This is a genomic window from Pontibacter beigongshangensis (assembly GCF_014332515.1).
GTDB lineage: Bacteria > Bacteroidota > Bacteroidia > Cytophagales > Hymenobacteraceae > Pontibacter > Pontibacter beigongshangensis.
The window spans coordinates 111,556-137,015 of sequence record NZ_VFSD01000016.1 but is presented as its reverse complement, the minus strand read 5'-3'; the positions used below and the strand labels follow the sequence as shown (position 1 = coordinate 137,015).

General features: G+C 52.3%; 18 protein-coding genes and 1 riboswitch. Of the genes, 12 read left to right on the top strand and 6 right to left on the bottom strand.

Annotated elements, in window-relative coordinates; translation table 11 throughout:
• Positions 1 to 300: 300 nt before the first annotated feature.
• The 4 genes from lpxB to FJM74_RS14125 form a co-directional block, all read right to left on the bottom strand.
• Entirely contained in the window at positions 301 to 1,416 is a 1,116-nt protein-coding gene (lpxB, locus tag FJM74_RS14140) for a lipid-A-disaccharide synthase (RefSeq protein ID WP_187263266.1), read from the bottom strand.
• Between the two features lie 220 nt (positions 1,417 to 1,636).
• A complete protein-coding gene (locus FJM74_RS14135; RefSeq protein ID WP_187263265.1) occupies positions 1,637 to 2,053 on the bottom strand; it encodes a 6-pyruvoyl trahydropterin synthase family protein in 417 nt (138 codons plus the stop codon).
• Positions 2,054 to 3,061, bottom strand: coding sequence for a FecCD family ABC transporter permease (locus FJM74_RS14130; RefSeq protein ID WP_187263264.1), 1,008 nt, complete (start codon positions 3,059 to 3,061; stop codon positions 2,054 to 2,056). It lies immediately after the preceding gene.
• On the bottom strand, positions 3,058 to 3,951 hold the full coding sequence (locus FJM74_RS14125) for an ABC transporter substrate-binding protein (protein ID WP_241739161.1): 894 nt from the start codon (positions 3,949 to 3,951) through the stop codon (positions 3,058 to 3,060). The genes FJM74_RS14130 and FJM74_RS14125 overlap by 4 nt, the downstream gene beginning before the upstream one ends.
• Positions 3,952 to 4,055: 104 nt before the next feature.
• Between FJM74_RS14125 and rfaD the strand changes: the two genes are divergently transcribed.
• Complete coding sequence (gene rfaD / locus FJM74_RS14120) at positions 4,056 to 5,021, top strand: ADP-glyceromanno-heptose 6-epimerase (RefSeq protein ID WP_187263263.1); 966 nt, start codon at positions 4,056 to 4,058, stop codon at positions 5,019 to 5,021.
• Between the two features lie 389 nt (positions 5,022 to 5,410).
• On the opposite strand, the gene FJM74_RS14115 is transcribed toward rfaD, so the two are convergent.
• Positions 5,411 to 11,863, bottom strand: a complete 6,453-nt coding sequence (locus tag FJM74_RS14115) for an alpha-2-macroglobulin family protein (protein ID WP_187263262.1) — start codon at positions 11,861 to 11,863, stop codon at positions 5,411 to 5,413.
• A 366-nt stretch (positions 11,864 to 12,229) separates the two neighbouring features.
• On the opposite strand from FJM74_RS14115, the gene FJM74_RS14110 reads away from it, so the two are divergent.
• Positions 12,230 to 13,252: a patatin-like phospholipase family protein gene (locus FJM74_RS14110; RefSeq protein WP_187263261.1), complete on the top strand. Its 1,023-nt coding sequence runs from the start codon at positions 12,230 to 12,232 to the stop codon at positions 13,250 to 13,252.
• 233 nt (positions 13,253 to 13,485) lie between these two features.
• Here the strand turns inward: FJM74_RS14110 and cfa are convergent, their stop codons facing one another.
• The gene (cfa, locus tag FJM74_RS14105; protein WP_187263260.1) at positions 13,486 to 14,607 is read right to left on the bottom strand and encodes a cyclopropane fatty acyl phospholipid synthase; all 1,122 of its coding nucleotides are present in this window, start codon (positions 14,605 to 14,607) and stop codon (positions 13,486 to 13,488) included.
• Between the two features lie 366 nt (positions 14,608 to 14,973).
• Here cfa and FJM74_RS14100 point away from each other — a divergent pair, with 366 nt between their 5' ends.
• From FJM74_RS14100 to FJM74_RS14055, 10 genes are all read left to right on the top strand, one after another.
• A complete protein-coding gene (locus FJM74_RS14100; RefSeq protein ID WP_187263259.1) occupies positions 14,974 to 16,035 on the top strand; it encodes a DUF748 domain-containing protein in 1,062 nt (353 codons plus the stop codon).
• Between the two features lie 172 nt (positions 16,036 to 16,207).
• A complete protein-coding gene (locus FJM74_RS14095; protein WP_187263258.1) occupies positions 16,208 to 16,426 on the top strand; it encodes a VF530 family protein in 219 nt (72 codons plus the stop codon).
• Between the two features lie 34 nt (positions 16,427 to 16,460).
• The gene (locus FJM74_RS14090) at positions 16,461 to 16,841 is read left to right on the top strand and encodes an SRPBCC domain-containing protein (RefSeq protein ID WP_187263257.1); all 381 of its coding nucleotides are present in this window, start codon (positions 16,461 to 16,463) and stop codon (positions 16,839 to 16,841) included.
• A 205-nt stretch (positions 16,842 to 17,046) separates the two neighbouring features.
• Positions 17,047 to 17,817 carry a hypothetical protein gene (locus tag FJM74_RS14085; RefSeq protein WP_187263256.1) on the top strand — a complete coding sequence of 257 codons (771 nt, stop codon included), beginning with the start codon at positions 17,047 to 17,049 and terminating at the stop codon, positions 17,815 to 17,817.
• Positions 17,818 to 18,467: 650 nt separating this feature from the next.
• Positions 18,468 to 19,982 (top strand): ATP-binding cassette domain-containing protein, encoded by a 1,515-nt coding sequence (locus FJM74_RS14080; RefSeq protein WP_187263255.1) that lies wholly within the window; start codon positions 18,468 to 18,470, stop codon positions 19,980 to 19,982.
• A 318-nt stretch (positions 19,983 to 20,300) separates the two neighbouring features.
• A riboswitch (TPP riboswitch) is annotated at positions 20,301 to 20,396 on the top strand.
• Positions 20,397 to 20,473: 77 nt separating this feature from the next.
• Complete coding sequence (gene thiM, locus FJM74_RS14075) at positions 20,474 to 21,283, top strand: hydroxyethylthiazole kinase (protein WP_187263254.1); 810 nt, start codon at positions 20,474 to 20,476, stop codon at positions 21,281 to 21,283.
• The gene (thiE, locus tag FJM74_RS14070) at positions 21,270 to 21,920 is read left to right on the top strand and encodes a thiamine phosphate synthase (RefSeq protein ID WP_187263253.1); all 651 of its coding nucleotides are present in this window, start codon (positions 21,270 to 21,272) and stop codon (positions 21,918 to 21,920) included. Before thiM ends, thiE begins: the two co-directional genes overlap by 14 nt.
• Positions 21,907 to 22,740 carry a bifunctional hydroxymethylpyrimidine kinase/phosphomethylpyrimidine kinase gene (thiD, locus tag FJM74_RS14065; RefSeq protein ID WP_187263252.1) on the top strand — a complete coding sequence of 278 codons (834 nt, stop codon included), beginning with the start codon at positions 21,907 to 21,909 and terminating at the stop codon, positions 22,738 to 22,740. The genes thiE and thiD overlap by 14 nt, the downstream gene beginning before the upstream one ends.
• Positions 22,727 to 23,380 (top strand): TenA family protein, encoded by a 654-nt coding sequence (locus FJM74_RS14060; RefSeq protein ID WP_187263251.1) that lies wholly within the window; start codon positions 22,727 to 22,729, stop codon positions 23,378 to 23,380. The genes thiD and FJM74_RS14060 overlap by 14 nt, the downstream gene beginning before the upstream one ends.
• Positions 23,381 to 23,693: 313 nt before the next feature.
• Entirely contained in the window at positions 23,694 to 25,292 is a 1,599-nt protein-coding gene (locus FJM74_RS14055) for a hypothetical protein (RefSeq protein WP_187263250.1), read from the top strand.
• Positions 25,293 to 25,460: the final 168 nt, after the last annotated feature.

The window sequence follows — 25,460 nt, the reverse complement described above, 5'->3', positions numbered from 1 at the left end:
CGGCAAGCTCGCACCAGCGCAAAATTCAGGAAATAGGAGCCTTGTTTTTCCCTATAAAATTAGCTCCCAAGGGGCATTTTCATTAGAATAATCTGAGTAATGTGCTGATATGCTAATTATTACCGATTGTTACGCACAGGGTTCTCATGCTCGTTTCCAGATGAGTGCGACACTCCTGTGCGTAACAGCAATTACTAATCTGTTGATAAGAGCATTTGAGAGTGGGGATCCCCGAAGTAGATTTATACATGTTATCCCGGCAATCAGCAAACAACAATGAACTACCCGATTACCGAAGCCCTAATTTTCCTGCAGATAGCCCACCATAAGTTCTGCCGCACGCTCTGCTGTCCGGTAATGGCCGATTTTCTGGCGCACCAGTTCATAGCCATCCTGCTGCTTCTGAATGTAGTACTTGTCGAAAAGGAGGCTTTTCAGTTCGGCTACGATGCGTTTCGGAGTAAAATCATCCTGAATCAGCTCCGTTACCACCGGTTTGTCGGCAATCAGGTTTACTAACGAGATGTAGGGCACCCGGATCAGGCGCTTGGCAATGGCATAGGAAACGGCGCTGGTTTTGTAGCATACCACCTGCGGCACGTTAAACAGCGCTGTTTCGAGGGTGGCAGTGCCGGAGGTGACCAAGGCCGCCTGCGCATAAGAGAGCACGTCGTAAGGCTGGTCATACACAATCTTGATGTTCTGCTCACCATTATACTGCTCATAGTAGCCCTTCTCTAAATTAGAAACACCGGCTACTATAAACTGAAAATCGCGGAAAGAGGGCAGCACACTCAGCATCACGTGCAGCATGTTCTCGATCTCCTGCTTCCGGCTACCCGGCAGCACCGCAATTATGGGTTTGTTGTTCGCGATCCGGTTCTTCAGCCTGAAATCGGGGTTGGGCACATGGTCCGTTACCGAATCAGAAACCGGGTTGCCGATATAATCTACCTTATAGTCGAAGCGGCCGTAGAATTCTTCCTCAAAGGGCATGATCACGAACATGCGGTCCACCAGCTTTTTGATGGTGTGGGCGCGCCCCTGGTTCCAGGCCCAGATTTTAGGCGAGATGTAATAGAAAACCTTTAGCCCCTGCGCTTTGGCGAAGCGGGCAATCCGAAGATTAAAGCCGGCATAATCCACCAGGATCACCACATCCGGCCGAAACTGCTGTATATCTGCTTTGCACTCCTTCAGGAATCCCCGGATGGTAAACACATTCTTCACCACTTCCAGAAAACCCATAAAAGCCATCTCCCTGTAGTGCTTTACCAGTTCCATGCCGGCTTCCAGCATCATGTCGCCGCCCCAACCTCTGATCACGGCCTGGGGGTCCTGCTTCCGAAGCTGCTTTATCAGGTTGGAGGCGTGAAGATCTCCTGATCGCTCACCAGCGATGATATAGTATTTCATGCTTTCGTTCCGGGTTTAAGGCTGGCTGTTAGGGCGCGGCTAAAAAGCAGCAGGATGAGAGGTGCTGCGCCAAATTAAAAATTAGAAATTAAAAATTATGAATAATAAACAAGTGCTCTTCTTTAATTCAAAAACGAAAGTGTTGTTTCTAAAATTATTGTTGCTGAACTGCCAAAAAATAAGCAACCATAATTTCTAATTTTGAATTATAAAAGAAGTACTAATCGCCGAAGTACTCTACGTAGTTGCGGGGCGTTTCGTACAGTTTCAGGCTGTGCAGCTGGGCTGAGGATAATTCGGCGATGCGCGGGGCCAGAATGTTCCAGAACTCCATGATCAGGTTTTCAGTGCTGGCCAGCTTATCTTCCATAAACGCCACATCGAGGTTCAGGTTCTTATGGTCTACCTTCTCGATGATATGCTTGCGGATAAGCGTGCTCAGTTTTTTAAGGTCTATCACAAAGCCGGTATCGGGGTCCGGCTCGCCTTTTACGGTCACGATCAGCTCATAATTGTGTCCGTGCCAGTTGGCATTGGCACACGGCCCGAACACCTCCTTATTCTTCGCCAACGACCAGTTCGGGTTGTGCAGCTTGTGGGCTGCGTTAAAATGCTCTAATCTGCTTACGTAAATCATCTAACTGCTAAACTTGTAATTTTTTCTCGACAACAAATATACAAAGAAAGGAACACCAAAAAACGAAGTAATAATTCCAATCGGGAGGCCCGCCGGCGGATAAATTAACCGCGACAGCAAATCGCAGAGCAGCATGAAAAAACCGCCCACAAAGGCGCAGAACCAGAGGTTAAATTTGCCCGATGCCCCCATGAGCGCCCGCGTTACGTGCGGCACAATTAATCCTACAAAGCCAATAGTACCCGAGGTCGCCACCGCAAAACCCGTCACCACCGACACCGTGATCAGGATGAGCCAGCGGGTCTGCGCTACCTTCACCCCCAGCGCCTGCGCCCGGTCGGCGCCCAGCAGGATGATGTTAAGCTGCTTCTGCAGAAAGGTAAACAGCACTAGCCCCAGCAGGAGCGCCACCGCCGGGTAAGGCAGCGTGGTCCAGCCCGCCCGCTCAAAACTTCCCATCGACCAGAATATAACCGATTTCAGCTTGCCCTCCGAATCGGAGAGGAACGTGAGCAGCCAAACAATGGCCGTAGCCAGCGAACTGAGGGCCACCCCTGCCAGGATGAGCTGGGTCGGGATGAGTTGCCCTTTGCGGTAGCCCAGCATAATCACCAGCAGGGTAACGCCCAGCGCCCCCAGCAAGGCAAACAGCGAAGGCATGTAGATACCTGCCATGCTGATCGGGATAAAGCCGAAAAAAACCGTGACCGCTCCCAAGGATGCACCCGAGGCTGTTCCCAACAGGTACGGATCGGCGAGGCCATTGTTCACCATGGCCTGCATCAGGTAGCCGCAAAAGGCCAGCGAGGCCCCTACCACCAACGCCAGCAGCAGGCGCGGCAGGCGCAGGTGTACGATCGAGAAATGGGTAAGGTCTGCTGAGTTATAACTAAAAAAGGCATCTGCCAGCAGGCGAACATCTGTCTCAAACGACCCTACCGTCAGGCCCAGCAGCATCACCACCAGGATAAGCCCCAGCGCAAGAACAAAGTAGAGTCCCTTGCTCATGGATAAAGAAAACCTTCGAGTTCACGGATCGATTCAACCACACGGGGGGAGGCGCGGCCCATCAGGTCTTGTGTAGGGTTGTAGATGCGCCGGTTTTGGTAGGCCTTGATTTTGCGCAGCTCCGGGTAAATACTGAAGAAGCCTTTTTCCATCTCCTCCGGCGTTCCCCCCAGCAGCACATCCGGGTTAGCCTTCAGAATGTACTCTCTCGATTGGGCATCAAACGTTTCCTTTACGGCATTACGGGCACCCAGAATGCGGAGCTTGTCCGAGATCACGGTGCTGTGCCCATATACATAAATCGGGTCGTAGCCGGCAATGGCCAGTACACGCGGGGCCTGCTGCTGCTGCTGCTTATGGCGTGCTGCTATCCGGGCCACCTCCTGCCGCAGCGAATCGGCCAGGTAGCTGGCCTGCTGCTCCCGCCCCACTATTCTGCCGATTTCCTCCATTCCCAGAAAAATATCTTCCACCGTCCGGAACTTCAGGTAATAGACTGGCACGCCCAGTTCGCGAAGTCGCTCAGCCACTTCCAGAGGGGTAATGCCTTCCACTGTAAAAATAAGGTCGGGTTTCAGCAGGAGCACCTGCTCGTAGTCTACCGGGTAGTTGCTGACAACAGGTTTAGACAGCACACTGGCAGGATAATCGCAATGTGGGGTCCGGGCCACTATGTTTCCGGTGTCGCAGATGGCAAAAAGCATCTCGGTCATGGAGGCGGCCAGCGCCATGACCCGCTTCGGCTGCTGTGGCAGGCGCAGTTCCCGCCCCAGGCCATCCTGCAGCACCAGTTCATCGCCGGAATGCCTCCGCTCCCCGCCGCACGAACCAAAAAGCAGCAGCCAAAAGCAGCTGAGCAGGAATAGCGGAAATCTACTAGATTTTTGCAAATGATTCAGGATATCGTGTCAGGCTGCACACTTGTACTGGCGGCAGCTCCGTTAATTTTTCTTAAATTTAACGCAATTTACATCACAGCCTTTAAAACTGAACTATGATCGTTGTAACTGGTGCCGCTGGCTTTATCGGGAGCTGCCTTGTGAGCAGACTCAATGCCGCTAATTTTAATGATATAGTGGTGGTAGATAATTTTTCTGCCGTTAAAAAAGAAAATAACCTCAAGGGGAAAAAAATAAAGGAGTTTGTAGACCGAGAAGGCTTTTTTGACTGGCTGGACGCGAATTACGAAGGCGTGGAGTTCATTTTCCACCTGGGCGCCCGCACCGATACCATGGAGGTGAACAAAGCCATTTTCGACCTCCTGAACCTGGACTACTCCAAGAAAGTTTGGAATGCCTGCTGCGAATACCAGATTCCGTTGGTGTATGCCTCCTCTGCCGCCACCTACGGCTCCGGCACCCTGGGCTACGACGACGATGAAAATCTTACGCCGCTGCTGCAGCCGCTCAACCCCTACGGCGAGTCGAAGAACGATTTCGATAAGTGGGCGCTGGAGCAAACGGCCAAGCCTTTCTTTTGGGCAGGTCTGAAGTTCTTTAATGTGTATGGCCCCAACGAGTACCACAAAGGCCGGATGGCATCGGTTATTTTCCATGCTTACAACCAGATAAAAGAGAAAGGCAGCCTCACCCTCTTCCGCTCCCACAACCCCGACTATGCCGATGGCGAGCAGATGCGCGACTTTGTGTATGTAAAGGATGTGGTAGACGTATGCTATTTCCTGATGCACCACCGCAAGAACTCCGGCCTCTACAACCTCGGCTCCGGCAAAGCCCGCACCTTTATGGCCCTTGCCCTCAGCACCTTCGATGCCTTAGGCGTTACGCCCGACATCAACTTTATGGATACCCCCGAAACCATCCGCGACACCTACCAATACTTCACCGAAGCCAACATGGACAAACTCCGCTCCATCGGCTACGACAAGCCTTTCTACACGCTGGAAGAAGGCGTACGGGATTATGTGCAGGGGTACCTGGTGGAGAATAAGTATATGTAGTGAGTAGCTTCGCCAAATTAAAAATTAATTGAATAAAAAAGCCCCTCCAGAGGTTGAAACTGGTGCTGCCTGCACTTATCTCCCCTAGGTGTAATTTATAACTACACCTAGGGGAGAAATCAGAAATTATTCTAATGAAAATGGCCCTCCGGAGGTTGCGGCTAGTGCTAGTGCTGCTCCATGCCGCCAGTTTGAGTGAAGCAGGAACTGGTGGTAAAAATTGACAGCAAGTTTTCAACTTGCGTGACCCACTAACTTACATACTTCCGCAAGTTACAAACTTGCTTCATTTACAACCACAAGTTACGGCTGCGCCTAAACTTGCGGCATTGCAGAGGCATTGCAGAATCAAAAGTCTTGTGTCTTACGTCCTGTGGCTTGTGTCTCAATCACTTCACATACCGCAGCCGCTGCCCCTCTGAGTGGGCGTTAAACTCTGGTGCGTACATGCTCTGCACGCTGCTGATGCCGGTGGAGAACTCCCCCGCATGCGCCACCCGCAGCCGGTACTCAAACACGAAATTGCCCTTCGACAGGCGGTTCAGGAAAAAGTTGGTGGCTACGTCTTTGGTAGTCTGGTAGTAGTAGAGGCCGTCCTGGTGTTTGTACCCCGACAGCACATCCAGCGGCTCGGTGCCAGCAGGGCGCATGTCTTTCAGGTGCACGTACTCAAACTCGCGGTCGGCGGTCAGGTACACCACCACTTTCAGTACATCGCCTACTTTTGGCGTATGCGCGGCATCTACAGCTGTGAGCACTTTACCAGCATCGGTTTGCTTTTCGATGAAATATTGCCGGCGGAGTTTGATGTTGGTGTCGGAGGAGGTGATTTTATCGAGCTGCTCCAGGTATTGCCAGTGCAGGGCTCCCCAACTGATGGTGTTGCTGTTGCTCTTCACTTCTACTTTTCCCATGGCTGGTTTTATTTCTTCACCGGCCCAGCTGGCCTTCATATAACCAGTGCCTGCCCCTTCAGCCAAATCGGGTTTAAGCGTAGTCAGTGGTTGGCCAGCTAAGGTAATGGCAGGTGCAGCAGCCGGGACCAGCCAATCCTGGCCACGTAAGAGCAGGGCGTAGCAGGCGGCGGCAGTGGCTTTGGTCGTGCGCCAGTTGTTGGTGCGTTTGTGCTGCAGCAGCCATATCTTCATTTCTTCTACCAATGCTGTCTCTACACCGGCTTCCGTAAAGAGTTCTATCAGAAGCACCTGCGTCTCTACAGGAGCCTGATGCCAGAAGTATCCCAGTTTATTTTGATGCCAGTACATGCCCATTTCCTCGGAGCGGGTCACGGTTTCGAGCAGCGATTTTATGATCTGCTGCACCACCTCCGGCTGCTGGAAACGATGCATCGTCAGGGCAATCAGTCCTTGCTCATAGATGCTCCGGAACTTCCATTCGGTTGCCGCCACTTGCTGATACGCTTTCCAGAGCGGCTGCAACTCCGCCGATAGTGGCGTGCTGGCAAAGTAGCTGCGGGTATACCAGGCATGAATCGTGATGCGGTTCAGCTGCGCTTCCGGTTTAGAACCAGACGAAACTTGCAGCTTCTGCTTCCGGCGCTCATCTTCCAGCAGCTGCTGCTCCACGTACTGCAGCGCACTCTTCGTAATTATTTGAATGGTTTCGCCCCTCCCGTCCATTTCCTGCAGTTGCTGCAGCTGCCCGATACCGGCCAGGATGTGCTGCGTGATAAAACGATCCGGGTAAATGCCCCGAAACCAGGGAAAGCTGCCATCGGGCAGCTGCATCTGCGCCAGCTTCTCCAGGTTTACCTGCAATTCGCTTTGCATCCTGTTCAGATCGAAAAGCAAAGAGATGCGCTGCTTTTGCTCCTTCTCGCTGGTGGCATCGCGGAGCCAGGGTGTTTCCTCCAGCAGCACCGCCTTCAGCTCCGGATTCTTTTCCAGGTTCGAGAGCAGTGCCTCGCTCCCCTCCTGCTGCCACTGCGCAAACACCTGCCGGATTACCGGCTGCTGCTGCACAATAGCAGAAGCCAGGCTGTTGGCAAAGTAGCGGCTGAAGACCTGCTCAGCACAATCGTAGGGAAATTCCATGAGGTAAGGCAGCGCCTGCACCGCATACCAGGCCGGGTTGGGCGTATACTCCAGCGTAAGCGATTTGTGCTGCAAGGTGCTGCTACTGGTGTTTACCAGTTTATCAAACGAAAAAGCCTTTTGCTCCCCCGGCCGCACCAGCAGCGGCATCGACTCAGTTACGAGCATGCGGTTAGTCAGCACCGGCAGCGTATTTTCTTCGCCATCGCTAAACCGGTCGGTTTCTGCGGTGAGGCGGTAGGTGATTGCTTCCAGGCCAGCCGGAATGGCTAAGCGGAACAATACCGCCTGGTTGGTTCCTGCTGCCAGGGTAAACTCCTGCTGTGCTTCTTCTGCCGAAACAAGTAAGGATATCGGCTGCATTTTCAGGGCGTTAAACAAGTGCAGCTGTACCGTTCCCTGCTGCTCCTGTTTGGTGAGGTTGGCAAGCCGGGCGGTTACGATAATGCTGTCGCCTTCGCGGAAAAAGCGGGGCATGTGGGCACTCACCATCAGCTGCTTCTGCGTGACCACTTCCTGCTCCAGGTAGCCCAGCTTCAGCTCCTGCGTATGCGCCAGCCCTTTAAATTTCCAGCGCGTTAAAGCATCCGGCACCGTAAACTCCAGCAGGATTTCTCCTTTTTTATCGGTGCGCAGGTGCGGAAAGAAGAAAGCTGTTTCCTGGAAGTTACGCCGGATGGCCGGGGCCGGAGAAGCTAATGCTTCACTTTCTACTACAGGATGAGAGGCTGCCACGCCTGCTACTTGTCCTGCTAAAGCTTCTTCTAAGTCACCATTCGCTGCACGAGAGCCATAAATAGAAGCCTTCCCCCGCACCGTTATAGTAGCTACGGATCCAGTTAAATTACTCCGCTTCTGCTCGCCATACCCCACCACAACCACTTCCTGCAGGTTATCTTGATCAGGAACCAATTTTAGTTCCATAGTACCTGCTTTCTCAATGGTTACCTCCTGCGCATCGAAGCCAACAAAAGAAAATTGAAGCACCCCTCCTGCCGGAACCTTGAATTTGAAATAGCCGCGAGAGTTGCTGATGGTACTGATCTGAGTTCCTTTGAGTTGAATAGCGACACCTGGCAAGGCTACTCCATCCAGCCCTACTACTCTGCCATTTACGTTGTAGCCATGCTTTATCTGGGCCGCGTTTTTCTTGTATTCCTCCTCCAGCAGCTTATCGTGGGCTGCTGTTTTTTGCCGCTCCTCCACCTGCCGTAAGTATTGCCGGTAGCCGTAGTTGTAGCCGCCATAGTAGTTGTAGCCAAACAGGTTCAGGTGCTCGTACTGCCGTTGGCTATGCCCAAAGGAGCTGTAGCGGTGCTGCAATGGCTGGGTGTGGCGGTTATCCACAAAATTGTTGCTGTTCCAGTTAAAATAAGCTGGCCGGTGGGTGTACTCGCTTCCAAAGCTTGCCAGCCAGTTCTGATCGGGCATAAACATGTTGAGAGAGGCATCATACAAGGTCGCCACCATCTCGGCCATGGCTTTTTTGTTGCCAGTCTGGCTGATTTGCAGCTTCCATTGCTCTTTGTCGCCGGGCTGCAGGATGTTTCGGAAGGTGCTGAACTTTACCTGCAGCTGCTCTTCGCTGTCCAGTACAAACAACTCATGGCTGCTGCTGTAGCTTCGGTTGTCCTGCACCAGCAGGAACTGCACGCGCTGGGCATCCTGGCCGGTCTCTTTGAGGCGCACTTTCTTCAGCACCTGATATTGCTTCGTCTTCACCCACTCCGACTTAACTATTTCTGGTCCTTCATATACCTCCATCAAAAAATGTCCGGGGGTGCCGGTGCCTACCAGAAATTCGGCCTCTTCGCCAGCCTTGCCGGCTGTTACAAGTGGCACAACCCAATCGTTAGTTTTAACGGGTTTGTTATTTTTTACTTTCACGAAGGTGAAGAAGTGGTTCAGAGAGACCGTATCGCCCTGCGCATTGCGGCCCTGCAGCTGCACCAGGTAGAGGCCAGGCCTTTGGTTTTTGGGCAGCTTTACCGAGAGAGCGGCTGGTTTTTCGTAGCTTGTGCTGATGGTTTGTTCGAGCACCTTCTCCTGCCTTGGCCACTTGCGCCAATCATCAGCACCCGGGTAGGGGTAGGCCGGGAAGTTGCGGCCGTACTCCTCCTGCGTTAGCAGCGGCTGGTCCGGTGCTGACCAGAGGCGGTTTTTATACATCCGCTCCGGCTGCTGCAGGGCAAAAACGCAGACCTGCACCTTCCCAGGCTGCAACTGATCGTTCAGGTTGGTGAGGCTAACCGTACCTTTCAACTCCTGATTCCCGAACAGATTCTCTGGCATATCGGCTTTGATCAACACGGGTTTGTTTCCTGCCTTTACCTCTGTAGTCGCCTGACGGGTTTCGCCGCTGGCATCGGTGGCATCAGCTTCCAAACTATAGACATACACCTGCCCCTCCTTCTGCTCCACATCATCGGCAGAGGCTCTAAACCTAATCTCGAAGGCCCCACTGGCGGTGGTGGTAAGGGTGCCGGTTTGAATGATAACAGGCTCCTGCCTCGGAAATGATCTGTAGCCGAAATCGCGGTAAGGCCAGGGGTTGTAGAGGCGGCGGGTGATGGTGTAGTTTACCTGCGCCTGCGACAGCCCATAACCCGAAAAGGCCATCACATCTCCTTTCACGGTTACAGAATCATTGAGGCGCGGATTTTCCTTGTAAGCCTGAAAAGTAATTTCGAACGACGGGCGCTTGTACTCCTCCACCTGGACCGTCAACTCACCATCGTCTGTTTCTAGTGTGAACTCTCCCGGCAGAACAGTTTGAGGAAGAACAAAGGAGCCGCTGAAGGTGCCGAACTCATTGGTGACCAGCTCCAGCTCGCCTATGGTCTTATAATTACTGTCCGACAGCTCCACCTCTATCTCTGCTCCGGCAACGAGGCTGCTTTTGCCGTTCAGCGTTTTCAGTTGCAGCCCTTTAAAGTAGATGGTCTGGCCGGGGCGGTAAATCTGCCTGTCGGTAAACAGAATGGTTTTCTCCTCTTCCTTCTCCTCTTCCACCTCTCTCCGGGTCGTGCCCCAGAAGCTCTTGTCGCCATCGGTGTAGGTATCTGTTCCGGACTTTAACCTGATTCTGAAATTGTAGGTTTGCTCCTTTTTGCTGAAAACTACTTTTCCATCTTTATCCGAGGTAAGCGTCGCCAGGTTTACATACTCGGGCTCCTGCGGGTTTTTGCTGCGATGGTTCAGGTAATCGGCTCTTACCTCTACGCCTGCCAGTGGCTCGCCTGTATCGCGGTGCAGCACCCGCAGCTCTACCTGCTCATTAGGGTTGATGCGCGATACATAAGCGAGATCTGTTACCTGAAAAGTGCCCAGCTGAAACAAGCTCGTATCGGTAGACTGTGGCTCCTGCAGCAGCAGGGCGTATTGGCCTTTTGGCAGCGGGTTGAGCATAAGCTCGGTGCGGTGCTGCCGGTAATCGGCTGTGCCGCTGAGGCTGAAGCGGTGGTTCTGTTCCGGCACCTGCTGTGCCAGCAAGGCCAGCACCTCTTTAGAAGGAATATCTGTTCTGCCGGTGCGGGAATTGGTAACATAGGCGTTCAGCAGCTTCTGTAGCTGCGCCAGCTGCTGCTCGGTGAGTTTATAAAGGGTGGCGTTTACGTGCGCTATGTTTCGGTAAGCTACCGATGCCAGCACAGGCTTGCCAGGCGCTACGGCATGTTCGAACTCAGCCGACAAGGTTTTCTGTGTAATGTCTTTGATAGAGTTGGCAGCATTTCGGCCACCCAGGCTCTCCGGAAAAGCGTTTTGTGCTTTTCTGAAATAGTCGATGGCCACCGTCAGGCTGTCTTTCTGTTGGTAGAATTTGCCCAGTTGCACCAGCGCATCGGCACTAATGGGTTTGGCGGCAAAGGTTTGGGCCAGTTGCTGCAGGCTCTGCACATACAGTTTCTCCTTGTTGGGCAGCACTGTCTTCCGGAAAAGCAGTTCCAGCCGCTTCAGGTCCAGGTCGGCCAGCGCCTCCTGGTTGTGCTGCTGCTGCAGGTGAAAAAGGGTAGCCTGCTGCAATTGCCGGATGCCCTGGTACAAAAAGGAAGCCGTGTCGGTAGTTTGGATGGGCAGGTTGGCAAAGGTGCGGCTGTCGCTGAAAAGGGCGGGGTTATTGAGCGTGAACGGTTCTTTCGGTTTCAGAAGTGAGGCTTCGTCTGTCAGGAAAAAGTCGAGGGCGCGGTGCAGCAGCAGGTCGTAGAGTGTGGGGCGCAGGTAACGGGTGGCGGCGTCTCCTACCAAAACACCCTCGAATACATTTACCCTGGTGTTTTGCAGCCGCTTTTGTTCCTGCAGCGCCAGGTGGTGCTGCCTGGCTACCTCCTGCACCAGCGTGTACAGGTCCCAGTTCGTAAAATCGGCATCGGGTGTGGCCAGTTTGCTGCGCTCACTGATGCGGTAGCGGTTCTGCTGGTAATAGCGCCAGTACACATCAGCGAGCAGCGACTGCAGCACGGGCTTCACCGGAAAAGCAGCAGCAGCCACATCTGTTCTCAGCTGGTTCACGATCTTGGCCAGCGCATCTTCCTCGAGGTACGACATAAACGTGATGCGATAAATGGTAGCCCGCACCTGCTGCGGCACGTTCTTTTGCCGGCGCGCCAGCTGATCCAGCTTCTCCACCTCCGCCAGGGCCGATTTTGGCAACCCTTCCCCCGCCAGCGAATCTATTTTAAAAGTGAGGCGCTCGATGGCGCTCTGCTGCTGTGCTGCGGCCATGTGCGCAAAGAATAGGAGGATAAACAGGAGGAGGAGCTTCAGGTTGTTCTGCCGGAGTAGGTGCATCGGGGAATGATTGTGTTACAACGTTAAAGATAGGGAAAACAAATATTCACACCTGATAATAACTCTTTCATCAGGCAAGCGGTAACGGCTTCCCTAATGATGCATCAATGTGGTAAAATGCATAAAAGAAATCCGGGTTTTAGCAGCAGCAATAGGAGCAGTAGCAGTAGCTCCGGAGGGGCTTTTTCATTTAAACAATCTGGTCTGGCACAAACCTCGCAGTGTGCGCAGCTCCTGCGAGTGTTTCGCTTGGGAGAACCTCCAGACGCTCGCAAGAGCTGCGCACACTGCGAGGTCTTACCTGTTTTTGTTAATTTTTTTGGTGCAGCAGCCTCACATTCAGGCCAAATCTGTACATTAGTTTTTATGAAAAAGCTTCTTTTGCTGCCCCTGCTGCTCCTGCTGGCTACCGGTAGTTTTGCCCAGACCACTGTGTATAAAAACCTGGTGTTTGAGGGAGCAGGGATAAGAGGCGTGGCCTATACCGGATTTATCTCGGAGTTTGAGAAAGCGGGGCTGCTGGAGCAGGTGGAGAGGGTAGGCGGCACATCGGCAGGTGCGATAGTTGCTTTAGCCCTGGCGCTTGGCTACCAGGCCGACGAGATCACCAGCCTCATTTACGATACCCGGTTTCAGCAGTTCAACGACGGGCAGTACATCTTCTTCGGGGGCATCAGCCGGGTGAACAAGCGCTACGGCTGGTACAAAGGCGACAAGTTTCTGAAATGGCTGGAGAAGATCATCGCAGCTAAAACCAGAAATGCGGACATTACCTTTCAGGAATTGCACGAGAGCGGCTACAGAGACCTGTACGTGACCGGGACGAGCCTGAACCGCCAGAAGATGCTGGTGTTTTCGCGGGAAACTTACCCCGACATGAAAATAAAAGACGCTGTGCGGATATCCATGTCGGTGCCGCTGTACTTCGAGGCCGTGGTGATAGACAGTGCGGGGAAAGTGATAAATAAATCAAAGAACCTGGCTGGTTACGACATTGTAGTAGACGGTGGCATTATCGGCAATTTTCCCATCCAGCTGTTCGACAGTGTAGCAACAGGGACAGCAAACAGCCGCATCATAAACCCGCACACCCTTGGCATCCGCATCGATTCCGACGTTCAGATGGAATACGATAAAACTTCCCGCGAAATAGCGCCTTATCCCATCGACAACCTGACAGACTACGTGGGTGCTTTCTACGCCCTAGTCATAGAAAACCTGAACCGCCACCAGCTTACCGATGCCGACTGGGAGCGCACCGTGTCCATCTCATCGGCTGGCATAGGGCCAAAGGTGAAGCGGCTCTCTAAAGAGCAGAAAAATGCACTGATCAACAGCGGAAGGCAGGGGGCACTGCGTTTTAATTCAAAATTAGAAATTCAAAATTAGAAATTAGAACAGGCCAGATAGGCTCTGGTTTCTTTTTCGCTGTTGTAATGCTCCGGTTCTAAACACTCTCATATGCATTAAACTACTGGAAGAAGATCCTTATAGGAAAACTCAGGCTTAAAGAGCAGCAGAAGCAGTAAAGCCTCTGAAGGGCCAAATCCATTAGAATAATTTAGTTTTCTAAACATCCTGCTCCTCCTGTAGATCCTGAGTCAGGCAATATCCTGAACAGGTTACCTAACCGACTGGTAGCCTCCCAAAACTCCTTTTTTAGAAAGCACCATTTGCCAGAGCTGGTTGTTGCGGGCCCGGAAGGAGCCGGCGCTGGAGAGCAGGTAATACTTCCACATGCGGTAAAAGCGATCACCGTATTCTTCCTGCAGTTCAGGCCAGTGCTGGTCGAAGTTGCGGAACCAGGCAATAAGTGTGTGGTCGTAGTCGGCTCCGAAGTTATGCAGGTCTTCCAGTACAAAAACATGCTCCATGGCCGCCCCCAACTGTTTGAGGGAAGGAATCAGGCAATTCGGGAAAATGTAGGTATTTGTAAACGGATCGGCGGAGGTTTTGGAGAATGGGTGCCCGATGGTGTGTAGCAGGAACAGGCCATCGTCTTTGAGGCAACGCGCCGCCGTTTGCATATAGGTGCGGTGGTTGCGGTAGCCCACATGCTCTGCCATGCCGACAGACACAATATGGTCGAACTGCTCCCGCACATCGCGGTAGTCCTGCATCCGTAGTTCAACGGGCAGGCCTTTGCACATCTCGCGGCCCAGCTCTAGCTGCTTCTCCGACACGGTGACGCCTACCACTTCGGCCCCGTAGCGCTCTGCGGCAAATTTAGCGAAGCTGCCCCAGCCACAGCCAATGTCGAGCACCCGCTGACCAGGCTGCAGGTTTATTTTGCGGCAAATCAGGTCGAGCTTGTTTTCCTGGGCCATATCGAGGGAGTCTGCTCCTTGCCAGTAGCCGCAGCTGTAGGCCATGCGCTTGTCAAGCATGCGCTGGTACAGGTTGTTGCCGATGTCGTAGTGGCGCCGGGCGTTTCGGGTCGCTTTGCTTTTAGACTGCTTGTTCAGCACGAGCGCCAGCAGCATCTGCAGCTTAGTTTTCCAGCCAAACTTTACGGTTTTGTACAAATCGGCCCGCAGCGCCCTGAAAACGAATTCATCCAGCCGGTCGCAGTCCCACCAGCCGTCCATATACGATTCGCCGAGCCCCAGCGTGCCCTGGCTCAGTACACGCCCATAGAAGCGGTCGTCGTGCACCTGCAGGTCCCAAGGGTTGGGGCCGTTTACCTTCACGTTTGCGGTTGCCAGAATTGAGATCACGTTTTGCCGGAGTTGCTCGTTGTTCATGCTGAATTGAGAATTTAGAGGTGAAGCGATTCAGGTAAGCCAGTTTATTGCAGTACGTTAAACTTCTGAATGGGGTAACAATAAATATATAGAGATATGTTATTACATAAAAAGTCGGACCTGCCTGCCTGTAGCGTAAGCAATTCTCTGCCGGGCTTTCAGTAGCAGCAGGCTCCGGAGGGGCATTTTGATTAGAAAAATGTCCTACTCCATGTTACAGAATCTTTTAGCAAAAAGTAGCGTGCATCCTGTACGCTGACCGGCTTATGACCAAACACGGGCCCTCATTTTCGTATACTGACAAAAGATGGGATTGCCGTGAAAGGAACCGGGCTATGCCGCCTGTTTAGTTAAAGAGACCAGAAAATGAAAAAGCGTTATAACAAAACGTTTGCCATTGTAGCAGCGGTGGTGGTAGTACTGCTCCTGTTCAGGCTGGCGCTTCCCAGCCTCGTGAAACGCTATGTAAACAAAACGCTCAGCGAGCTCCCCGGCTACAACGGTTATGTAGAAGATATTGACCTGCACCTGTACCGCGGCGCGTACACCATAGACGGCCTGCACCTGGTTGAGGAGAACGGAAATCCGAAATACCCTTTTATCCAGATAAAGAAAACCGACCTCTCGGTAGAGTGGAAATCCTTGCTGAAAGGCAAAGTGGTGAGCGAAATAGTGATGCTGCAGCCGGAGATAAACTTTGTGGAAGCCCCGGCCGACTCCACCAACGAGCCGACCCGCGAGCACTGGACCGAAGTCGTAAAAGACCTGATGCCCATTACAATAAATCGGTTGGAGGCAACCCAGGGGCGTATCGCGTACCTTGATTTTGGCGCTTCGCCGGATATTAGCCTCTATATTGAGCAGATGCACCTGGTGGCCCACAACCTGGCAAATGTGGAAAAGGAAAACGAGAAACTGCCATCAGACATCACCCTGACAGGCAGCTCCATTGGCGGGGGCCAGCTGAAAGGCCAGATGAAGGCAAACGCCCTGAAAGAAATTCCCGATTTCGACATGAAAATGGAGCTCACCAAAGTGGACCTGACAGCCGTGAACAGTTTTATCGAAGCCTACGGCAAATTTGATGTGGAGCGCGGCACCCTGGACATGTACAGCGAGCTGAAGCTGACAGACGGGCAACTGGACGGCTATATGAAACCCTTCTTTGAGCATGTAAAAGTGCTCAACTGGAAAAAAGACAAGGAGGAAGGCGGCTTTTTCAGGGCGGCCTGGGAGGCCATAGCCGGGCTTTTTGCAGAAGCAGCCGAGAACCAGCCCCGCGACCAGGTAGCCACCAAGGTGCCCATAAAAGGCGACATCTCCCAGATGGACACCGACCTCTCCACCACCATCTTTAACGTGCTGCGGCATGCCTTTATCAGCGCCTTTAACAAAGGCCTGGAGAGTGCTCCGCCAGCAGAAGAATAAACTTAAAACCGCTCTCCGGGATAAACCGATCAGCTAAAAGAAATTGCTCCGGCTATTGAGGCTGCTGGAAATGGCCGCTATTTTTTGTTACTTTGCCCTGGCAGTGAGCAAACGGCCGGGAAAAAACCTATTACCAAGCCTGTCATCCTGCCAGAAGCAATACGCGCAACCCATGGAAGAACAAAAGAACAATCCTTTGCACGGCATTACCCTGGAACAGATCCTGGTTCAGCTGGTCGATTTTTATGGCTGGGAGGAGTTGGGTTATAAAATCAACATCAACAGCTTCAACAACAACCCCACCATTAAGTCGAGCCTTACGTTTCTGCGCAAAACGCCCTGGGCCCGCGAAAAAGTGGAGCGGCTCTACGTCAGGACTTTCAAAAAATAAAATAAGTTGTTCTCCTGCCTAAACCGGTACTTACATGAAAGATTTTAAAAAATACTATATCATACCTGCCTCCCCGGAAGAGGTGTACGCTGCCCTCACCAACCCGATCACCCTCCAGCTCTGGACAGGCGACAAAGCCGAGATGTCGACAGAGCCGGGCTCGGAGTTCTCGTGGTTCGATGGCGACATAGTGGGCAGGAACCTGGAGTTTGAGGAAAATAAAATGGTGATGCAGGAATGGTACTTCGGCGACCAGCAGGAGCGCTCCATCGTAACCCTAAAGCTGCACCCGCACAAAGCAGGCACCTCAGCCGAGCTCCGCCACACTAACATCCCTGACGAGGCGTTCGAAGAAATAACAGAAGGCTGGACCCACAGTTTCTTCTCTTCGCTGGTAGAGTTTTACGAAGATTAGGCACTGCTGCTTTTCTGGTTTCCTGCATGGCCTTTTGGAGATGAACTATCCACATCTCAGGCCGCAGCAGGGAGGCAGATTGGCTCTTTTCATTAAACCTTCTGCACCAGTCACTTAGAATGGAGGCACGCTATTTTCTTAATTTAATCTTCTTATTATCCTTCTTTATCCGGCAGCAATTCAAACCTTTTCTTAATTTAGAGGTATGAAACCTGCCTTTTTACTTCTTCTCTCTTTCGTGCTGACTGCGGCACTCCCGCTGCACGCCCAGTCAGATTCTACCACTGTTGCCGACACTACTAAAAGTTCCGCTTTTGGCAGCTACATGATGCTGCCCTTCGAGTTCCCGGTGATGGATGCCGGCGCCATGAACCAGGCGCTGAGCAAAAACGGCCTCCCCGACCTGAAACCTCCGACAGCCTCCATAGGGTATGGCGTGCAGCTCTTCACGGGCAGGATCATCACAAATTTATCCTATAACAAATCTACCCGAAAAGAAGACAACGACCTGTTCCGGCACGAAGTAGAGTACCGGGCCACCTCCATTAACCTCGGCTACGACCTGCTATGGCATTATCAGTTTTCGCTCTACCCCTACATAGGCTATAAAAACACCAGACTCAACTATCAGTACAAAGAAAAGCCGCAGGAGATATGGTCGTTTGAAGACTACCTGCAGACCAATACAAACTCGAAAGAATTTACCAAAACGATGCCAAACCTGGACCTGGGTTTGGGCTGGTCTTTCCAGACGTTTTACCTGCTCAACGTAAGGGCTGGTTACCTGGTCCCCCTCAAAAAGGAACAATGGAGCATCAACAACAGCACAGACCCCTTGCGCCACACGCCTGCTGTCAATAACAGATTCTACTTCGTGCTCTCTATCGGACTGGGCAACATAAAGCAGGAGAGGCAGAAAAAAGAAAAAGACACTGTAAAGCAGCAGAGCCAGGAAATGCTGCTGCATGAAATCTAGGAACAGCTTGTTAATGTGCTAATGGTTTCATGTGCTAATTTTTTAATTTGAGGATTTGGAAATTTGAGGATTTGAAGATGAATGGCCAGTGCAGACATAAAAAAATCAGATGCTGGGCGTAGTTTCCGACTACGTCCTTTTTATGCCAGGTAGTCTCCGACTACCATTGCTTCACAGAAGCAAAACTACGCATTTAACGATTTTCAGGATTAGCGTCTGCCCGTACAGATTTCTTCGCTGCTCTGGCAGCGAGGTTAGTTACAGACTAACCAAAATAAAAAGGGCGTAGTCTGAAACTACGCCCAGCGAGATTTAAAAGAGTGTTCCGCGCGAGTTGAAAACTCGCCTAATTAAAACCACGAGCTGAAAGCTCGCGGCAGGAAGAATATGAAATACAAAAAATCCTATGCATCCTGGAATCCTGATCATCTTGATTCTGACAAAAAAGTCTTGTGTCTTATGTCCTGCGTCTTGAGTCTTGTGTCTTAAAAAAGCTCCGGAGGGGCATTTTGATTAGCATAATTCGCAAATGTGTTTTTGCTTATGCTATTAAGGTGACGTTCTGGCAACTTAAGAATTAAAGGTTGATGGACACCGAAGAGTAAAAATCAACTTTTAACTCTTAACTTTAAATTCTTAACTTTTGAAACATGCCCCTTACCACACCTGCCCCCGTGCTTTTGCTCGATAACATTACTGTAAAGTACCTCCACCATACCCTTTTCCACAACCTGACGTTCCGGATAAACAAGGGGGAGCATTGGGCAATTGTGGGGGAAAGCGGCTCCGGCAAAACCAGCCTGCTCCATACCATAGCCGGCAAATACAATGTGGTGAGTGGCCGCGTGCAGCATGTTTACTACGAAGAATATCTGCAGCAGTATCCGCCAAAGGGCAAGGTGTTTACACACCACAACCTGGTGGCGGAGGTGGCGCAGAAACATAATTTCCGGAACCTGTCGTCTAACATCACCGAGTTTTACTACCAGCAGCGTTACCATGCCCTCGACTCTGAAGATGCGCCCACCGTGGCTGCCTACCTGGCCGGCATAGAGGCTCCGGCAGAGGCAGCAAGCCGCTGGACAGTCGAAACCGTCAGCAGCACCTTTCAGCTGCAGCCCCTCCTCGACAAGCAACTTATTAAGTTATCCAATGGCGAAACCAAGCGGCTTTTGCTGGCGGCTGCCCTGCTGCGGCACCCCCGCCTCCTGCTCCTCGACAACCCGCTCACTGGCCTTGATGTGCAGACGCGGGCGGAGTTTAACCAGCTTATCCGGCAGATAACCGACTCAGGCATAACGGTAGTAATGGCCACCTCTCCTGCAGAAGTGCCGGAAGCCCTCACGCATGTGGCTATTCTGGAGAAAGGAAAAATTGTGGAGCAACTCCCCCTAGCCGATTTCGATCCTGCGCGTGTACCTGTTACGCCCGCCTTTGCTCCCGACCTGGAAGAACTGCAGGCCCTGCTCTCGCACAAAAAAGCCGCAGCCTACGATACCATCGTTAAAATGGACCAGGTGAATATTACCTATGGGCAGCGGCCAATCCTGCAAAACATAAACTGGCATGTGCGGCAGGGAGAGCGGTGGGCGCTGCTGGGCCATAACGGGGCAGGTAAAACAACTTTGCTGAGCCTGATCAACGGCGATAACCCCCAATCCTACGCCCAGAAACTCATCCTCTTCGACCGCAAGCGAGGAAGCGGCGAAACCATCTGGGACATCCGGAAAAAGATCGGTTTTGTGTCGCCGGAGATGTACCAGTATTTCCCAAATGAGAATACCTGCCTGGAAGTGGTGGAATCCGGCTGCTACGACACGCTGGGCCTGTTCCGGAAAAGTGAGGCACCGAATGCTGCCATAGCCCTGCGCTGGATGCACCTGCTCGAAATAGAACAGGAGGCACACCAACTGCTGAAGGATATGTCGGCCAGCACGCAGCGCCTGTGCCTGCTGGCCCGGGCACTCATTAAAAACCCGCCCCTGCTGATCCTCGACGAGCCCTGCCAGGGACTGGACCAGCACCAGCAGCAGCAGTTTAAGCAACTCCTCGACGCCATCTGCCAGCAAAGCAACACCACCCTGATTTACGTAACCCACTACCAGCAGGAAATTCCGGAAAGCGTAACCCAGGTGCTGCACCTACAAAATGGTCAGATAATTTGATTGCTGGTTGTTAATTATTGATTGTTAGATGGTTAAATAGCTTAATTGTTAAATGGTTGATTTGGAGATTTGGAGATGATGAGAATGTGCGGCGATTGGGAATGAATTTTCAGCACGGCATCTAATCAAGAAACGCACTCTTCACGCTTACCTGCCTGACATCCGGATTCAGACGAAAAATCTATTATCTAAAATCTAGCATCTAGCATCTTTACAGAGCAGCAGCAGAACCTCGGGAGGGCTGTTTTGATTAGAAAAATTGGGCGCCGGAAAGAAAAATCAAAAACTGGAATCATAGTTCTAATTTACTTACATTTACATTGGCTTTAGGGGTGTTCCGTTTCGGGGACTGAGAAATTACCCTTTGAACCTGCTCCGGGTAATTCCGGCGAAGGAAAAAGCATGCAGGACCCTTTCTGTCGTCCTCACTTTTCATTTCTCCCACACCCGGAGCCTGCTTAGCCACTTGTTTTATTTAAAGCCTACAAGCTATGAAGGACCAACTCTGGAAAACAGTACAGGCAGTTAGAACTAATTCGCCGCTGGTACACAATATCACCAACTATGTGGTTATGAACAACAGCGCCAATGCACTGCTGGCAGCAGGAGCATCGCCGGTAATGGCACATGCCCACTCCGAAATAGAGGCTATGGTTGGCATAGCAAGTGCCCTGGTGATAAACATCGGCACGCTCGACGAATACTGGGTGGAGAGCATGAGGCGCGCAGTTTTGCAAGCCGAGAGCCTGCACAAGCCCTGGGTACTCGACCCTGTGGGAGCAGGTGCCACCCCTTACCGCAACCGCGTGCTGGAGGAACTTCTAAAGCACAAACCAACCGTTATCCGTGGAAATGCTACTGAAATTTTGGCGCTCGTCAGCAGCAGTACCGGCACCAAAGGCGTAGACAGCACAAACGAAAGCACTGAAGCGCTGGCTGCTGCACAGGAGCTGAGCCGCACCACAGGGGCAGTAGTTTGTGTATCGGGAGCCATAGACCTGATGGTGCAGGGGGAACAATGGCTGTCGCTGAGTAACGGGCATAACCTGATGGCCCGCGTTACTGGCATGGGCTGTACGGCAAGTGCCCTGATCGGGGCCTGCTGTGCTGTAACCGCAGATCAGCCACTAATGGCCACAGCTGCTGCCATGGCCCTTATGGGGGTGGCAGGCGAATTGGCAGCCGAAAAAGCAGAAGGCCCGGGTACTCTACAATTGCACTTCCTCGACCTGCTCTACACTATGTCAGAAGCAGTGTTTATGCAACGGCTTAAACTGGAACAAAACCATGCAGCCATTTAATTACAGCCTCTACCTGGTTACAGACGAAGCAGCCTGCCTGGGCCGCGACCTGGTAGCGGTAGTGGAGGCAGCCGTGAAAGGGGGCGTGGACCTGGTGCAGCTACGCGAGAAAGAACTACCCGAAGAAGCCTTTCTCGCCAAAAGTCTCCGCCTGAAGGAGATGCTCGACCGTTACCAGGTGCCCCTGATCATCAACGACAACCTGAAAGTGGCCGTGCGAAGCGGCGCAGCGGGCATTCATGTAGGCAACAACGACATGACACCTGCTGAGATTCTGAAGCGCTGGACCGCCTGCGGCATACTAGGCTATTCCCTGGAATACGAGGAGCACCTGCAGCACCCAAGCGCAGACTTGGCCGATTACCTGGCGCTGAGCCCAGTGTTCTCTACCCCTACTAAAACCGACACCGTTACCGAATGGGGCCTGGAAGGCATCAGCAGGATCAGATCCTTAACCTCAAAGCCCCTCGTGGCCATAGGGCAGGTAAGTGCTGCCAATGCCGGAGCCATTATCAGGGCGGGCGCTGATTGCCTGGCCGTGGTATCGGCGATATGCTCTGCCCCGGACCCGGCCCGTGCTGCCGAAGCCTTAAGAAACGAAATTGAGAAACACAGAACCACCCATGGAAAAATATAAATACCCGGCTGTGCTCACCATTGCCGGCTCCGACAGTGGAGGTGGTGCCGGCATACAAGCCGACCTTAAAACCTTTTCGGCCCTCGGCTGCTTTGGCACCTCTGCCATTACGGCCATTACAGTGCAAAACACGCTTGGCGTAACGGGTATCCACAGCGTGCCCCCGCACATTGTGCAGGCGCAGATCCGGGCGGTGATGGACGACATTAAGCCTGCTGCCATTAAAATAGGCATGGTGCATAGCGTGGAATTGGTGCAGGCCATTGCGGCTGCCTTACAGGATTACCCCCAGGTACCCGTAATTCTGGACCCGGTTATGGTTGCCACCAGCGGCGATACCCTGATACAGGACGAGACGATTGAGGTACTGAAGCGACAGCTGTTTCCGTTGGCCGAGGTGGTAACCCCTAACCTGGACGAAGCCGGAATCCTGACCAGCATGCAGTTAAAGAACCTCGACGATATGAAAATAGCAGCCCGCAAAATACTCGGAACAGGTTGCCGGTCGGTGCTGCTCAAAGGCGGGCACCTGGAAGGGCCACGCCTCTACGACGTGTTTCTGCAGCAGAACGGGCAGGAGCAGATTTTTGAATCCGATAACATCGAAACTAGCAACACCCACGGCACCGGCTGCACACTTTCTTCGGCCATGGCGGCTTTCAGGGCGCAGGGGCAGCCGGTGCCGGAGGCGATCCGAAACGCAAAAGCCTATGTGCACCAGGCCATCGACCAGGGCAAAGATGTAAAAACAGGCCAGGGCCACGGGCCTCTTAATCATTTTTTTCAACCGCTGAAACTACAAAAATATGAGCTGGACTAAAACAGCCTGGGAAGCAGGCAGCACCACCTACAAGCAAATAACAGAAATGCCCTTTATTCAGGAGCTGATAGCCGGAACACTGCCACAGGAGAAGTTTGCCTTTTACCTGGGCCAGGACTCGCTGTACCTGACACAGTTCGGGAAAGCCTTATCGCTGATCTCCGGAAGGGCACACCAGGCGGAGCATGTGCTGGAGTTTGCCCGCTTTGCCGAAGGAGCCATTGTGGTAGAGCGTGCCTTACATGCCGGGTACTTCCGGAAATATGGGCTCACCGATACACCTGCTATATCGCCTACCTGCCAGCACTACACGCATTTCCTGCTCACGAATGCGGCCCTTGCCCAGGTAGAGATCGCCATGGCGGCAGTGCTCCCCTGTTTCTGGATCTACAAAGCGGTGGGCGACTACATCTACCAGCAGCCGCAGGTGGCCGACAACCCGTACCAGGAGTGGATCAACACCTACGCCGGAGAGGAGTTTGGTGCCATTGTGCAGCGCGCCCTCCATATCTGCGACGAGGTGGCCACCACCTGCACCCCCGCCCAGCAAACAGCCATGACAGACGCATTTGTAACAGCGTCCAAACTGGAGTGGATGTTCTGGGACAGCGCCTGGCGGCTGGAAGAGTGGCCAGTGTAAGCGTTTCAGATTGCCTGCATACACTCCTGCTGCTATCTTTTAGGCAGCAGCAGGAGCAGCAGAGTTGCCGGAAGGTAGTTTTCATTAGAATAATTTACCGCTCTCCATAAATTACAATAGAAAAAGATCCTGGCCTGACTGCCAGCTTCAGCCTCTCCGCCTCCTTCCTTTACATCGCATCCTGCTATAGTCTTACTTCCTGCCTCCTGAGCTTGCAAAACCAGCCCTAGCCTCAGCTCCGACTCCTTCAGGCTGAAAACATTATAGCTAATTTACGTTAGATACTTCATCAAATGAGAATCACAAACGCTATATGAACTATACCTTCAGGCAACTCTGCCTACTCTTATTTTTTTCGACACTTGGGTTTGGGTGCGCGAAAAAAAACTTTTTCTCCAAGACTCCCATTCTGGGTGAGGAGCAGTACCAGCAGGTAAAAACTGCTGCGCCCGGCACTATCGACAGTGTGACCCTGCAGGCCGGCAGCCATTACCAACGGAGCGGCTTCCATACCCTTTTCTGGGGCAAACATTACCGCGACGTGTGGGCAGCTCCCGTAAAAGTGAAAGTTTTTAACATGAAGGAGGCAAAAGGAGGCCTGGAAATAGAAAAGCTGGGCGGCGGTATGCAAACCACCAGCCTTACCCTGGTAGATGAGGATGGTTTCTCATACGCGCTCCGCTCTCTCGACAAAGACCCGGTAGAGGTGCTGCCAAAAATCTGGCGAAAATCGTTTGTGGCAAATGTTATCCGGAACCAGACTTCTGCCATAAACCCTTACGGGGCATTTATACTGCCTCGCATGGCCGAGGCGGCCGGCATTCCGCATTCCAAACCCGAACTGGTATATGTGCTGCCTTCCGACACTACATTTGGCGAATACAATGCCGAGTTTCAGGACCGGCTCTTTATGATAGAAGAGAAATATACCGACAGCAACTCCATAACCGACGAGCTGGGCGATGCCGAAGATGTGGTCTCCTCCAAAAAGATGATCAACAAACGCTTTAACAAAGACTCCCATTTTATAGACCAGCGTGCATTTGCCAAAGCCCGGCTGTTCGACCTTTTGATCAACGACTGGGACAGGCACGAAGGACAGTGGAACTGGGCCGAGTATAAAGAAGACGGAGAAACTGTGTACCGCCCCATTCCCAAAGACCGCGACAATGCCTTCTTCCAGTTCGACGATGGCATTATTACCTGGCTGTTTAGCAGGAAATGGGCCATCCGGAAATTCGAATCTTTTGACGTGCGGTACAAGGATGTGTACGCCCTGATGATGAACGCCTCCTTTATAGACGAGCGGGCGCTGCCGGAGCTAACCTCCCGCGATTTTGCAGAACTCGCCTCAGAACTTCAGGCAGCGCTAACCGACCAGGTAATTGAGGAGGCGGTGCGCCAGTTTCCCGATTCTGTCTATAAACTGGTAGGTGAGAGCACCATCAGCAAACTGAAAAGCAGAAGAGACAGGCTCCCTGCTGCCGCGCATGAGTTTTACAGGATCCTGGCAAAAGAGGCGCTCGTGGTAGGTACCGACGAAGAAGATATTTTTGAAGTGAAGCGACTCAACGATGAGGAGACTTCGGTAACTGTATTCCGCGGCTCCGACAAAAAACAGCTCTTCCACCGCATTTACAACCGCTCCGAAACCGACCAGATAACACTGCATGGCCTGGCCGAGGACGATGAATTCGAGGTGAGTGGCGAAGTGAACAAGGGAATAAAAGTGAAAATTGTGGGAGGCCGTGGGGAAGATGAAATAAAGGACACCTCGCGTGTAAAAGGCTTGCGCAGAAAAACCGTTGTATTCGACACTATACGGGGAACTGAATTAGACGCCGGTCCGGAGACTAAAGATAAAAGAAAGAGCGATGTCCGGGTACATGCCTTCGATCGCGAAGGCTTCTGAGGGTGTGCCCCTGGCTCTCCCTGATGAGGTAATTGAACAGACGTTCCGGCAAATGCCGGATACGGCCTATTATCTTAGGGCACAGCGCATTATATCCAAGCTAAAATCAAGAAGAGATTAGCTGCAGCAGATCGCAACAGCTTATTTTGAAGAGGTAACGGAGCATGC

What these genes read in the sequence shown, in the direction of transcription:
- lpxB (WP_187263266.1), bottom strand. Translation starts at nt 1,416, where the DNA reads ATGAAATACTATATCATCGCTGGTGAGCGATCAGGAGATCTTCACGCC.
- FJM74_RS14135 (WP_187263265.1), bottom strand. Translation starts at nt 2,053, where the DNA reads ATGATTTACGTAAGCAGATTAGAGCATTTTAACGCAGCCCACAAGCTG.
- FJM74_RS14130 (WP_187263264.1), bottom strand. Translation starts at nt 3,061, where the DNA reads ATGAGCAAGGGACTCTACTTTGTTCTTGCGCTGGGGCTTATCCTGGTG.
- rfaD (WP_187263263.1), top strand. Translation starts at nt 4,056, where the DNA reads ATGATCGTTGTAACTGGTGCCGCTGGCTTTATCGGGAGCTGCCTTGTG.
- FJM74_RS14115 (WP_187263262.1), bottom strand. Translation starts at nt 11,863, where the DNA reads ATGCACCTACTCCGGCAGAACAACCTGAAGCTCCTCCTCCTGTTTATC.
- FJM74_RS14110 (WP_187263261.1), top strand. Translation starts at nt 12,230, where the DNA reads ATGAAAAAGCTTCTTTTGCTGCCCCTGCTGCTCCTGCTGGCTACCGGT.
- cfa (WP_187263260.1), bottom strand. Translation starts at nt 14,607, where the DNA reads ATGAACAACGAGCAACTCCGGCAAAACGTGATCTCAATTCTGGCAACC.
- FJM74_RS14100 (WP_187263259.1), top strand. Translation starts at nt 14,974, where the DNA reads ATGAAAAAGCGTTATAACAAAACGTTTGCCATTGTAGCAGCGGTGGTG.
- FJM74_RS14095 (WP_187263258.1), top strand. Translation starts at nt 16,208, where the DNA reads ATGGAAGAACAAAAGAACAATCCTTTGCACGGCATTACCCTGGAACAG.
- FJM74_RS14090 (WP_187263257.1), top strand. Translation starts at nt 16,461, where the DNA reads ATGAAAGATTTTAAAAAATACTATATCATACCTGCCTCCCCGGAAGAG.
- FJM74_RS14085 (WP_187263256.1), top strand. Translation starts at nt 17,047, where the DNA reads ATGAAACCTGCCTTTTTACTTCTTCTCTCTTTCGTGCTGACTGCGGCA.
- FJM74_RS14080 (WP_187263255.1), top strand. Translation starts at nt 18,468, where the DNA reads ATGCCCCTTACCACACCTGCCCCCGTGCTTTTGCTCGATAACATTACT.
- thiM (WP_187263254.1), top strand. Translation starts at nt 20,474, where the DNA reads ATGAAGGACCAACTCTGGAAAACAGTACAGGCAGTTAGAACTAATTCG.
- thiE (WP_187263253.1), top strand. Translation starts at nt 21,270, where the DNA reads ATGCAGCCATTTAATTACAGCCTCTACCTGGTTACAGACGAAGCAGCC.
- thiD (WP_187263252.1), top strand. Translation starts at nt 21,907, where the DNA reads ATGGAAAAATATAAATACCCGGCTGTGCTCACCATTGCCGGCTCCGAC.
- FJM74_RS14060 (WP_187263251.1), top strand. Translation starts at nt 22,727, where the DNA reads ATGAGCTGGACTAAAACAGCCTGGGAAGCAGGCAGCACCACCTACAAG.
- FJM74_RS14055 (WP_187263250.1), top strand. Translation starts at nt 23,694, where the DNA reads ATGAACTATACCTTCAGGCAACTCTGCCTACTCTTATTTTTTTCGACA.